Source organism: Streptomyces hainanensis (genome assembly GCF_004348415.1).
GTDB lineage: Bacteria > Actinomycetota > Actinomycetes > Streptomycetales > Streptomycetaceae > Streptomyces > Streptomyces hainanensis.
In genome coordinates this window covers 1-11,573 of record NZ_SMKI01000250.1, presented here as the reverse complement: position 1 = coordinate 11,573, position 11,573 = coordinate 1, and the positions used below count along the sequence as shown (strand labels likewise).

Here is an 11,573-nt window from a genome sequence, read left to right as displayed (position 1 = left end):
GCGAGGGGGAGGGCGATGCGCCAGAAGGCGCCGAAGGCGGAGAGGCCGTCGGTGCGGGCGGCTTCCTCCAGTTCGACGGGCAGGCCTTCGAAGAAGCCGATCATGATCCAGAGGATCAGTGGTACGGAGACGAACATGTGGCTGAGGATCAGGACGGTGTAGCTGCCGACCAGGCCGGCGCGTGCGAACAGGTAGTACCAGGGCACCAGCAGCGAGATCGCCGGGATGATGCGGGCCACCAGGATCAGCGACCCGGTGCGGTGCATCCGGAACCGGCCGACGGCCCAGGCCGCCGGCACCGCGATCAGCGCCGAGAGCGCGGTGGAGACGCCGCCCACGATCAGCGAGTTGCGCATCGCGTGCAGGATCTCGCCGTCCGCCAGGACGTTGCGGAAGTTCTCCAGCGTGGGGGAGAAGAACAGCCCCACGCTCGGGTCGGTGACCTGCACGTTGGTCTTGAACGCGGCCGCGAACATCCACACGATGGGCAGTGCGAAGATCAGCGAGACGACGGTGACGGCGATGCCCCGCAGCCAGGCGAGACCGCGCCGGCGCCGGGCCGCGCTCGCGGCGGCGTCGGCCCTCATGGCGGCGTTGGCCCTCATGCTTCCTTCCTTCCGGCGCGGCGGCGCAGCACGAGTACGACGCCGATGATGAAGAGGGTGAACAGGACGAGGACCGCCGAGGCGAGCCCGTACTCCAGGTAGTCGAAGGTGAGGCCGTAGGCGTAGACGTTGAGGGTCTCGGCCTCGAAGTCGGAGCCGCCGCCCGGGCCCTTGGTGGCGTAGAGCAGATCGAAGGTCTTGAGCGCGTCGACGGAGCGCAGCACCAACGCCGTGGCCAGGGTGGTGGAGAGCATCGGCAGCACCACGTGCCGGAACCGCTGCCACGCGTTGGCCCCGTCCACCAGGGCGGCTTCCTCGGGTTCCTCGGGCAGGGTGGAGAGGCCGGCGAGGAGCAGCAGCGTCATCATCGGGGTCCACTGCCAGACGTCGATCAGCATCAGGGTGGGCAGCGACTGGCTGACGGACCCCAGGAACTCCTGCGGCGGCAACCCCACCGACTCCAGCAGGTGGTTGGCGATGCCGTTGGTCGGGTCCAGGATCAGCAGCCACAGGATGCCGATCGCCACCGGGGTGGCGAGCAGCGGGATGATCAGGAGAGTCCGCACCCAGCGGATGCCGCGGAACGCCTTCCGCAGGAGCATGGCGAGCGCCAGACCGAGCACGGTCTCCAACACCACGGCGCCGACGGTGAACACCACGGTGCGCTGGACGGCCGGCCAGAAGCGCCGGGTGTCGCCGAGCGCGTCCGCGAAGTTCCGCAGCCCGGTGTGGTCCTTGTCGGCGTTGACCGCGCCGAAGGCGTCGGTGAGGGAGAGGTTGAGGGTGTAGGCGAGCGGAAAGACGATCATCAGGCCGACGAAGAGCAGCGCCGGCGCCAGCATCGCCCACTTCAGCCGTCGGTTGGCCTGCTCGAACGTGCGCGGGGCACGGCCACCCGGCCGTCCCCGTCCGGCGGCCGGCCGCGGCGCGGTCCCGGTCTGGACGGTGGTCATCAGGACTCCCGGTGGCGGTTGTCGCGGACGAGGAAGTCGGCGAACTCGGCGTCCGCGTCGCGGGCGACGCCCGGCACACGCTGGCCCAGGATCCCGGCCACCAGCGGGCGGCCCACGATGTCGCGGGCGCGGCCGACCTGGAGCACCTCGGGCCGGTCGTGCCCGATCCCGCGCTCCGCGCTGACGCGCATGGTCTCCGCCAGCTCCGGCGGGAAGGACGCCAGGGTGGCGGCGTCCGACCAGGCGGACTCCCGGGCGCCGGGTATCCCCTCGGCCTGGAGCGCGGCCACCATCTCCGGGCTCGACGCCCAGCGGACGAACTCCCAGGCGTCGTCCCGCAGCAGCGAGAACTCGTTGACACCCAGGCTCCAGGACGGGATGTTGTGCGGCCGCGAACCGGCCGGCCCGGCCGGGAACGGCGCGAAGCCGACCGTGTCCTGGACGGTGGAGATCGTCGGGTCGAGGAAGTTGGTGTAGATGGCGTCGGCGTCGATGTAGAAGGCCGCCTTGCCCTGGGCGAAGATCGGCATCGCCTGCTCCAGGCTCATGTTGGTGACGCCCGGCGGGCCGGTGCGCTCCAGCAGGGCGCCGTAGTACTCGTAGGCGGCGATCGCCTCCCGGGTGCCGATCCCGGAACGGCCGTCGACGGTGAAGTCGCCGCCGAACGAGTAGAGGAAGCTCGACCACTGGCTGACCGCGCCGCTGCGCTGCCCGCGCCCCACGTAGCCGAAGAAGCCGCCGCGGCGGTCCGCCAGTTCGAGCGACATGGCCATCAGCTCGTCCAGGGTGGCCGGCGGCCCGCCGAGGTCGGCCACCAGGTCGCGGCGGTAGTAGAGCGCCGGCCGCTCGGTCACCACCGGGACGCTCAGCACCCGGCCCGCCGTGATCGAGCGCTCGCGCGGCGCCTCCTGGAAGTCGTCCCAGTCGAACGCCCGGTCACCGACGCGGTCGGTGAGGTCGGCGAGCCAGCCGTTGTGCGCGAAGAGCAACTGCTCCTGCAGCGCCCTGACCATCATGACGTCGACGTCGGTGGCGGACGCGTTGAGCTTGACGTTGTAGCTGTTGGCGAGCTGGTCGGAGGTGAGCATCGTGATCGAGACGCGGCGGCCGACCCGCTCCTCGAACTCGCCGACCCGACCGGCGATCGCCTGCGACCAGACATGGTTGATCGCCATGACGCGCAGTGGTGCGTTCGGGGACGCGGAGCCGCCGCGTCCCGAGCAGGCGCCGAGCGTCGTCCCGCCCGCCGCCGCGGCCGCCACACCCAGGGCGAGCCTGCCGAAGGAACGGCGCCCGACCGGATGGCTGCTCGTGGACATCCTTGTCCTCGACTTTCTTGCTGTACGGTGTGTCCCGTTTCACGGGAAATGGCGGTCCAACTGGTAGGACCAGTTGGACCGTAACAGGGCGCCGGCGATCTGACCAGCCCCGAGTTCGGGCCGCCCGTCAGCCGGAGAGCGGCGGCTGCCGCAGCAGTGCCTCGATGTGCTGCCGCGCCATGACGTCCAGGCTGAGGTCCAGGTCGGCGCCGTAGGTGCGCAGGCCGAGCCTGAGGTGCTCACGCATCCGGGCCCTGGCCAGCTCGACGTCGCGGGCCTCGATCGCGTCGAGGATCTCCGGGTGGTGCGGCACACCCGGCTCACCGATCGAGGGGTCCGAGTTGGAGCGCAGCATCATCTCGAACATCATCCCGCCGATCGACGACAGCATGACGCGCAGCACCGGATTGCCGCTGGCGGCCGCGATCGCCTCGTGGAAGTCGAGGTCGGCGCGGGCCTTGTGCACGACGTCGGCCGCCCGCAGCAGGACGTCGTTGGCCCGGCGCATCGCGCCGAGGTCGGCCTCGGTGGCCCGCTCCGTGGCGAGCCCGACGATCTCCACCTCCAGCGGGATGCGGGCCTCGATGAGGTGCCGCACGGTGGGGCGCTCCGCGCGGTACAGCGCGTCGTAGCCGCGGGCCCGCTCCGCCTTCTGCTCGCTGACGAACGAACCCCGGCCGGGCGCCACCTCGATCAGGTGCTGGGCCTCCAGACGACGCAACGCCTCGCGCACCACGTTCCGGCTGGCGCCGAACTGCTCGGCGAGCTCCCGCTCCGACGGCAGCTTGGCGCCGACGGCGATCTCGCCGGACCTGATGTCGTGTTCCAACTGGCGCGCGACGCGCTCCGTGAGCAACCCCCGCTGGGAGGAAGGCGTGTCACGACCCGGCGGTGACGTGGGCGGGGCGGGCATGCCCCGGAGCTTAACAGCAGGTCGGCCGGGTCCCCTCCCGTCGCTCAGCACGCGCCGGGAACGGGGAACCGGCCCAGCGCCTCGACGAGCGGCGCGCGCCCGCCGGCGAAGCAGATCCGCACCCAGCCCTCGCCCGCCGCCCCGAAGGCGGTGCCGGGCGCGACCGCGACCCGTTCGGTCCGCAGGAAGTGCTCGGCCCAGGCCGCGACGTCGCCCCCGGAGGCGTGGGAGACGTCGATCCAGAGGTAGAACGCTCCGCCGGGGCGCTGGTAGCGGATTCCCCGGCCGTCCAGGACGGCGCCGGCGGCCGCGAGGTTGGCGCGGTAGTGCGCGCGGGCCGCGGTGACCCCGTCCTGGTCGCCTTCGAGCGCGGCGAGGGCGGCCGACTGGGCGGGCGCGTTGACGCAGCTGACCGTCGACTCCTGCGCGGCGCGGAAGCGCTCGGTCAGCCCCGGCGGAGTGACGAGGTAACCGACCCGGGCGCCGGTGAGCGCGTAGGTCTTGGACAGCGAGTAGACGCCGAACACCCGGTCCTCGGTGTCGACCGCCGCGAGGCTGGTGCATCCCGCGTCGAACGTCAGGTACTCGTACACCTCGTCGCTGATGATCCACAGGTCGTGCCGGGCCGCGAAGTCGACCAGTGCCCCCACCGTCGCACGGTCGAACACCACCCCGAGCGGATTGGAGGGGCTGTTGACCAGCAGCACCCGGGTCCTCGGCGTGACGAGCGAGGCCAGCGCCGCGAGATCGGGCGTGAAGCCGTGTTCGGCTCGCAACCGGTACGGCACCGGGACCGCGCCGAGCAGGCGCGGCGTCATCGCGAACGTCGCGTATCCGGGGTCGGGGATGAGGATCTCGTCGCCCGGGGCCAGGGTGAAGGACATCGCCAGGTGCAGCGCCTGCGCGCCACCGGCGGTGACGTGGACCTGGTCGTCGCCGACGGAGTAGCCGTTGTCCCGGGCGAGTTTCCCGACGATCGCCGACCTGAGCGGGGGAATCCCGCTGTTCGGGGTGTAGTTCGTGACGTCGTCCCGCCAGGCCCGCGCGCCGGCTTCCCGGATGTGCGGGGCCACCGGCAGTTCCGGCTCGCCGATGCTCAGCTGGATGACGTCGTCGAGCTCGGCGGCCAGCTCGAAGATCCGTCGGATCCCGGAGGCGGGTATCGCCCGCACGGTGGAGGCGATCTGCGGCATGGGCGTTCTCCAGGTCTGCGGCGGAGCCCGGGCCGGCGGGCGGGGGCGCGAGTGGCGGGTCAGGAGTGGCGGTAGAACTCGAGGTGGCGGTGCAGCAGTTCCTCGTAGCGGTCGGCGTCCCGGGCGGCGAAGGCGTCGAGGAGGCCGTGGTGTTCGGCCGCGGCGGCCGCCATGTGCTGGGGGAGCAGGCGCAGCAGTTGCAGCCGGAGCCGTGACTGCCGGTCGCGCAGCAGGTCGTGGAGGTGGGACGCGGTGGCGTTGCCCGACGCGGCGATCAGGGCGCCGTGGAGGTCGGCGTCGCACTCCACGAACCCCTCCAGGTCGCCGGCGGCGTTGCGGGCGTCCCCCTCGGCGACGAGGCGGCGCAGCCCGTCGAGCACCGGCTCGGGCGGCGCGGCGTCCGCCAGCGCGCGGCGGACCGCGGCGGACTCGATCGCCTGCCGCATCTCCACCACGTCGCGCGCCTCGTTCGGGGCCATCGGCTGCACCGCGGCACCCCGGCGCGGATACAGCACCAGCAGCCGCTCGGTCTCCAGCCGCAGGAACGCCTCGTGCACGGGGGTGCGGCTGATCCCCAGCTCGGTCGCGATCGCGCTCTCGTTGATCAACTGCCCCGGCGGCAGCGCGCCGGAGAGCACGAGCCGCTTGGTGTGCGCGTAGGCCCGCTCGGCCATCGCGGTTGCGTTCGGCATGGGGGACAGCCTAGCGTCTTGCATGCAACGATGCGTGCATGAGGGAGGGGCTGGTGGTGGGGAGGTCGGGATCGCGCTATCCGCCGCTCGTCGCGATCTACCTCATCTGGGGCAGCACCTACTTCGCGGTGCGGGTCGTCGTCGGCGACGGCGCGGTCTCGCCGGTCCACCTCCAGTTCCTCAGGGCGGTCGCGGCCGCGGCCCTGCTCGGCGCGACCGCCCTGGCCGTAACGCCGACGCCGACGACGACGCCTGGCCCCGGTGCCCGGGCGGACCCGGGCGCTGGCCGCCCTCTCCGGGGTGCTGATGTGGGCGGCGGGCAACGGGCTCGCGACGTACTCCGCCGCCTACGCCTCCTCCAGCTTCATCGTGATGGCGATGGGCACCATCCCGCTCTGGACGGTGGCCACCGAGGCGGTCCTGACCAGAACGCCGCCGTCCCGCCGGGTGCTCGGAGCGCTGGGCGTCGGTTTCCTCGGCCTCGGCCTCGTCGTCGCGCCGGGTCTGTTCTCGGCCGACATCCTGGAGCCGGACCACGCCGCCGTCACCATCCTCATGCTCGTCGGCGGCGGCGCCACCTGGGCCACGGGCACCGCCATCCAGAAGCGCGTCGCGCCGGCCTTCACCATCCCGTCGCTGGCCGCGCTCCAGTTCACCGCGGCCGCGCTGGTCCTCGCCGGCCCGGCGCTCGCCGTCGGCGTCCCGCGCCCCGACCACGTCGGCGCCGCCCAGTGGGCCGCGTTCGGCTACCTGGTGGTGTTCGGCTCGGCGATCTCGCTGAGCGCCTACGCCGTCGTCGTCCGCACCTTCAGCGCCTCCGTCGCCTCGACCTTCGCCTACGTGAACCCGGTCGTCGGCGTTCTCCTCGGAACCGTCGTCCTCCGCGAGGACATCGCGCCCGTGTCGATCCTCGGCCTGCTCGTCGTCCTCACCGCGGTCGGCGCCGTGCTCGTCGCGCCGACCCGCGCGACGCGCCCCCGGCAGGACGGCCCGCCGCCCTGACGGTCAGTCGTGCAGCTGCCGCAGCACCCGGTGGAAGGCGGCCTTGCCCTCGAAGCCGATGCCGGGGATCTCGGTCAGGCCGACCCGGCTGTGCTCGACGACGACGTTGTCGGCGAAGCCGCCGGTGGGTTGGAACTCGCCGGGGTAGGACTCGTTGCCGCCGAGTTTGAGGGCGGCGGCGATGTGCAGGGAGAACTGGTGTCCGCCGTGCGGGACGCAGCGCCGCGAGGACCAGCCGTGTCGGCGCAGCATCCGCTGGATGCGCAGGTACTCCACGAGGCCGTAGCTGAGCGCCGGGTCGACCTGGATGACGTCGCGGTCGGGGCGCATTCCGCCGTGGCGGATCAGGTTGCGGGTGTCCTGGAGGGAGAACAGGTTCTCGCCGGTGGCGATGGGCCCGGCGTAGTGTTCGGCGATCACGGCGTTGAGCTGGTAGTCGAGCGGGTCGCCGACCTCCTCGTACCAGAAGAGGCCGTAGGGCTCGATGGCGCGGCCGTAGGCGAGGGCGGTGGCGAGGTCGAAGCGGCCGTTGACGTCGACGGCCAGCCGGGACCCGTCGCCGCCCAGCACGTCGAGGACGGCCTCGACACGGCGCAGGTCCTCGGCGAGGTCGGCGCCGCCGATCTTCATCTTGACGACGTCGTAGCCCTGGTCGAGGAAGCCGCGCATCTCGTCCTGGAGGTCGGTGAGGGTCTTGCCGGGGGCGTAGTAGCCGCCGGCGGCGTAGACGAAGACGGAGTCGTCGGGCTCGCCGTCGCCGTGGCGGTCCGACAGCCACCGGTACAGCGGCTGGTCGGCGATCTTGGCGGCGAGGTCGAACAGCGCCATGTCGACGACGCCGACGGCGACGGAGCGTTCGCCGTGGCCGCCGGGCTTCTCGTTGCGCATCATGACGTCCCACGCCCTGGCGGGGTCGAGCTCGCCCCGCTCGTCCAGGAGGCTGCCGGGTTCGGCGGCCATCAGCCGCGGCAGGATCCGGCGGCGCAGGATCTCGCCCGCGCTGTAACGGCCGTTGGAGTTGAAGCCGTACCCGACCAGGGGCTTCCCGTCGCGGACGACATCACTGACGATCGCGACGATCGAACAGTCCATCGCGCTGAAGTCGATCCAGGCGTTCCGGATCGACGAACTGATGGGCACCACACCCTCGTACACGGCGGTGATCCTCATCGCGCGACCTTCCTCGTGCGGGGCCGGGTCAGGGCGCGGTGGGCACCGGCTCGGCGGGAGCGAACGGGCCGGTCCCGGTGACCATCAGCACGAGGCCGACCGCCACGAGAACCAGGCTGAGGACGATGAGGAACCGGCCGACGGGGTTGCGGTGGTTGTAGACGTAGGCGCTGGTACCCCAGCGACTCCGCCTGAACACCGGTTCGTCGTCGTCCCGCACGGCGCCACCCTACCCATCGGGTCCGACCGGCCGCCGAACGCCTGCCTCACCGGAGCCTCACCGGAGCCGCGCCGGCAGCGCCACCCAGCGGCGCGGGGTGCGGAGGTCGACCGCCTCCCGGCCCTCGGTGATCCGCAGTCCGGCCGCGGCACAGGCGTAGGCGAGGACGTTGGCGCGGTACGGCAACGCCCGCCCGCGCTGCCAGAATCGGAAGTGCCAGTGGGCGTCCGGGGCCGACCGGTGGGGGAGGAGGCCGATCTCCTCGTGCGCGGCGGCCGCCCCGTCGCCGGCCAGGGTGCCGAACACGCCGCCCTTGGGGTTGAAGTACACCCCGTAGGCGGTGGTGTCCGTCGAGAGGGCTTCCAGAACGGTGCTCTGACTCGGCAGGTATCCCTGCTGGCTGACCACACAGCCGCCGGGATCCCCGGACACGCCCCGCACGGCGACGTGGCGCAGCGCCGCGTCGTAGTCGCCCGAGTCGAAGGGCAGGTGCTCGCGATCGGTCATCGGGCACCGCGCGGGGTCGCCGCCCAGCCGCCGGATCACCTCGTCCTCGCCCAGGCCGCGCACGAAGGCGACGCCGAGCCCCTCCGTCCAGAGCGGCTCCCGGCCGAAGGCCGCGATGAGCGCGCCGGCCGCCCGGAACGCGGCGACCTCCTCGGCGGGCGACTCCACCGCCCCCGGCAGGCCCGTGACCAGCGGGGCGAGCGACGTGGTGGCGAGGAGCCGGCCGGGGGACCAGGGGCCGGTCTGCGGCGTCCACACGTCGGCGCCGGCCTCGATCAGCGCGCGGAGCGTGCCCTCGTCCAGGGCCCGCACGGCGTGCCACAGCGGCGTGTGCCCGTCGCCGTCACGGGCGTCGACCTCCGCGCCGTGCGCCAGGAGCAGCCCGACCGCCTCCGCGGCCCCCCGCTCCGCGACGCGGTGCAGCGGGGTCGCGCCCCGGGGATCGAGCGTGGCCCCTGGTGGCGCGCCGCCGGCCAACCGGGCCCGGACCAGGGCCGTGTCCTCCCAGCTCCGGTAGGCCATCCCCTGCCAGTCGGCGCGTGGCACGTACCGCTGGCGGGCCTCCTCCTCGTCCGCGAGCCGCCTCTGTTGACCGCTCGTCAGCGGCGGCGCCAGGAACGCCGGTGGCCCGCCCACCTCCAGGGTCGCGAGCAGGCGCCGGCCCGCCGTGGGCTCCGGGGGCTCCAGGTCGGGCCAGACCTCGATCGCCCGGCCCGACGCGGCACGCAGCGCCGCCACCCCGATCGCGGTGTGGGTCTCGGGTATCCCCTCGTCCGGCCACTCGACGACCAGCCAGGCCTCCCCGGGCGGCGGAAGCTCCGCCAGATAGAGGTCGACGTCGGTCGTGAACAGGGATCCGCGGGAGAGGTGCTGCCCGGGATCGAGCGGCACGAGGCCGACTGCCCCGGCCGACACGGCCGGGCCCGCCGCCCCCCGAGGCCCGGTCATGCGCCGTGGCTCCGTGCCGTCCAACGAGGTCACCCGGCGGCCGTCGGAGAACCGCAGCCCGACCCGGAGCCCCGACTGGCGCCGCGTGGCCGGGCCCGCCCGGCGGGTCCTGCGGAAGACCGCCAGGTGCAGGGTGAGGGAACGCGGCCACACGGACCAGCCCGTCAGCAGCACCCTGGTCTCCGGCCCGGCGCCGACGACGTCGAGCGCCGAAAGCAGCACCGGCGCGAACCGGTCGACGGGCGGACCGTACCGACCGTCGTCCGCGGGCGGCGGCGTCAGCCGGGCCAACACCGGCCGCTCGGCCGCCGGTTCCTCCCGCGGCACCAGGTCGTCGAAGAATCCCATGTGCCGAGCGTGACACGCGCCACTGACACCGGGTGGTCGGCGGCGTGGTGGGATGGTGCCGTGAGCAGCGCCGCAGAGGAGAGCAACCGCCGGATGCTCCGGGCCCGGGACGTGATGGACCGTGCCTACGCGCAGCCGCTGGACGTGCCGGCCCTGGCCCGGATCGCGCACGTGTCGCCGGCGCACTTCGCCCGCACGTTCCGCACCACGTTCGGTGAGACGCCGCACCGCTACCTGCAGCGCCGTCGGGTGGAGCGGGCGATGTTCCTGCTGCGGGAGACCGACCGGGCCGTGACGGACATCTGCTTCGAGGTCGGCTTCTCCAGCCCCGGCACCTTCAGCCGCACGTTCCGCGAGATCGTCGGCCGGTCGCCGCGGGCGTACCGGCGTGAGGCGGTGGCCGTGGGCGTGCCGACGTGCTTCACGATGGCGTGGACGCGGCCGAGCGCCTGACCGGTCGACCCGGCGACCCGGCGACCGAGCAGTTTCGGATAAGTTTCCGCCCGGCCCGCTGAGTAGCGTGAGGCGCATGTTCACCGCAATCACTCACTCCCAGATATTCGTGCTCGACCAGGACAAGGCCCTCGACTTCTACGTGGGCACCCTCGGTCTCGAGATCGCCGCCGACGTCGACATGGGCTTCATGCGCTGGCTCGCGGTCAGCGTTCCCGGCCACCCCGAGCGGCAGATCCTGTTGGAGAAGCCGGGCGCCCCGGCGATGTCGGAGGAGACCGCGCGGCAGGTGCGCGAACTCGTGACCAAGGGCGCGATGGGCGGCTGGCTCATCCTCAGCACCGACGACTGCCGGAAGACCTACCGGACGCTGCTCGAGCGCGGCGTGGAGTTCACCGAGGAACCCACCGAGCGCCCGTACGGGATCGACTGCGGGCTGCGCGACCCCTTCGGCAACCGCCTCCGCTTCACCCAGCCGAAGGGCTGAGGCCCGTTCCTGGAGTGGCGGCCGGGGGATCGGGGGCGAGGGATCCGTCGGGCGCGATGTGGTCGAAGATCTGCCGGATCAGCGTGAGCACGTGGGGGTCGTCCACCGCGTAGTGGTGGTGGCGCCCCTTGCGATGGCCGGAGATCACGCCGGCCAGGCGGAGCTTGGTCAGGTGCTGGGAGACCGTGGGGATGCTCATGCCGACGCGCTGGGCCAGGGTCCCGACGTCGGCGGGCTCGTTCGCCAGCAGCCACACCAGGTGGAGCCGGACGGGGCTGGACAGCAGGCCGAAGGTGTCGGCCCCGGCCCTCAGCTGTGCCGGGGTCGGCTCGCCGGCGGACTCCTGGCCCGGGTCCGGGGCCGCTGACGGGTGGGGTGCCGGCTGGCTCGCGGCGGGTGGGGGCGATGGCATGATCCCCCATTCTGTCGCGCCGGGCGCCAGGCGTCCCCCGCGCCCAACATTTCGCCAGTTGCGCAACTGACGAAAGGATGCGAGGGTGGAATTCCTCCGAAGGGGAGTAGTCCACGACTTCCGCGCGTCGACACGCTGAGAGCCCTCGGGCTCTCCGGCGGCGGGGGCCGGCCACGGCCGGCGGACGAGACCTTCGGCCAGCAGTCATGCCTGGCCGACCCCTTTCCTGGAGCCCCGGCCGGGCCGTGCCCGTCCCGGGAAGGAAGCCCCCGTCGTGCCCGTCAAGCTCGTGCGGCCCCTGTCACTGTGCGTGTTGCTCACGCTGCCCGCCCTCGTCACCCGCCTCACCGG

Annotated in this window: 13 protein-coding genes; 3 read left to right on the top strand and 10 right to left on the bottom strand. The window is 72.8% G+C overall.

All coding sequences use genetic code 11. The features are described from left to right. The 6 genes from E1283_RS21955 to E1283_RS21930 all read right to left on the bottom strand — a co-directional run. A partial coding sequence (locus E1283_RS21955; protein ID WP_425086211.1) for a carbohydrate ABC transporter permease occupies positions 1-605 on the bottom strand: 605 nt, incomplete at its 3' end. Continuing rightward, positions 602-1,558, bottom strand: a complete 957-nt coding sequence (locus tag E1283_RS21950) for a carbohydrate ABC transporter permease (protein ID WP_132819836.1) — start codon at positions 1,556-1,558, stop codon at positions 602-604. The genes E1283_RS21955 and E1283_RS21950, both read right to left, overlap by 4 nt. Continuing rightward, complete coding sequence (locus E1283_RS21945) at positions 1,558-2,877, bottom strand: extracellular solute-binding protein (protein ID WP_132819835.1); 1,320 nt, start codon at positions 2,875-2,877, stop codon at positions 1,558-1,560. Before E1283_RS21945 ends, E1283_RS21950 begins: the two co-directional genes overlap by 1 nt. A 127-nt stretch (positions 2,878-3,004) precedes the next feature. Further along, complete coding sequence (locus E1283_RS21940) at positions 3,005-3,790, bottom strand: FadR/GntR family transcriptional regulator (protein ID WP_132819834.1); 786 nt, start codon at positions 3,788-3,790, stop codon at positions 3,005-3,007. A 44-nt stretch (positions 3,791-3,834) separates the two neighbouring features. Then, complete coding sequence (locus tag E1283_RS21935; protein WP_132819833.1) at positions 3,835-4,983, bottom strand: pyridoxal phosphate-dependent aminotransferase; 1,149 nt, start codon at positions 4,981-4,983, stop codon at positions 3,835-3,837. A gap of 59 nt (positions 4,984-5,042) precedes the next feature. Beyond that, on the bottom strand, positions 5,043-5,675 hold the full coding sequence (locus E1283_RS21930) for a GntR family transcriptional regulator (protein WP_165956202.1): 633 nt from the start codon (positions 5,673-5,675) through the stop codon (positions 5,043-5,045). 261 nt (positions 5,676-5,936) lie between these two features. On the opposite strand from E1283_RS21930, the gene E1283_RS21925 reads away from it, so the two are divergent. Beyond that, entirely contained in the window at positions 5,937-6,677 is a 741-nt protein-coding gene (locus tag E1283_RS21925) for a DMT family transporter (RefSeq protein ID WP_132819831.1), read from the top strand. A gap of 3 nt (positions 6,678-6,680) precedes the next feature. Here E1283_RS21925 and E1283_RS21920 read toward each other — a convergent pair whose 3' ends face one another. Genes E1283_RS21920 through E1283_RS21910 form a run of 3 tightly spaced genes read right to left on the bottom strand, consistent with a single transcriptional unit; the run spans position 6,681 to position 9,870 of the window. Further along, positions 6,681-7,847, bottom strand: a complete 1,167-nt coding sequence (locus tag E1283_RS21920) for a mandelate racemase/muconate lactonizing enzyme family protein (protein WP_132819830.1) — start codon at positions 7,845-7,847, stop codon at positions 6,681-6,683. Between the two features lie 28 nt (positions 7,848-7,875). Then, entirely contained in the window at positions 7,876-8,067 is a 192-nt protein-coding gene (locus E1283_RS21915; RefSeq protein WP_132819829.1) for a hypothetical protein, read from the bottom strand. A 57-nt stretch (positions 8,068-8,124) separates the two neighbouring features. Further along, positions 8,125-9,870 (bottom strand): ankyrin repeat domain-containing protein, encoded by a 1,746-nt coding sequence (locus tag E1283_RS21910; protein ID WP_132819828.1) that lies wholly within the window; start codon positions 9,868-9,870, stop codon positions 8,125-8,127. 60 nt (positions 9,871-9,930) lie between these two features. Between E1283_RS21910 and E1283_RS21905 the strand changes: the two genes are divergently transcribed. Both E1283_RS21905 and E1283_RS21900 read left to right on the top strand, forming a co-directional pair. Next, positions 9,931-10,323 carry a helix-turn-helix domain-containing protein gene (locus E1283_RS21905; RefSeq protein WP_207930483.1) on the top strand — a complete coding sequence of 131 codons (393 nt, stop codon included), beginning with the start codon at positions 9,931-9,933 and terminating at the stop codon, positions 10,321-10,323. A 76-nt stretch (positions 10,324-10,399) separates the two neighbouring features. Next, positions 10,400-10,810 (top strand): VOC family protein, encoded by a 411-nt coding sequence (locus tag E1283_RS21900; protein WP_132819827.1) that lies wholly within the window; start codon positions 10,400-10,402, stop codon positions 10,808-10,810. Here E1283_RS21900 and E1283_RS21895 read toward each other — a convergent pair. Beyond that, positions 10,791-11,222, bottom strand: coding sequence for an ArsR/SmtB family transcription factor (locus E1283_RS21895; RefSeq protein ID WP_132819826.1), 432 nt, complete (start codon positions 11,220-11,222; stop codon positions 10,791-10,793). The two genes, E1283_RS21900 and E1283_RS21895, sit on opposite strands and share 20 nt — an antisense overlap. Positions 11,223-11,573: the final 351 nt, after the last annotated feature.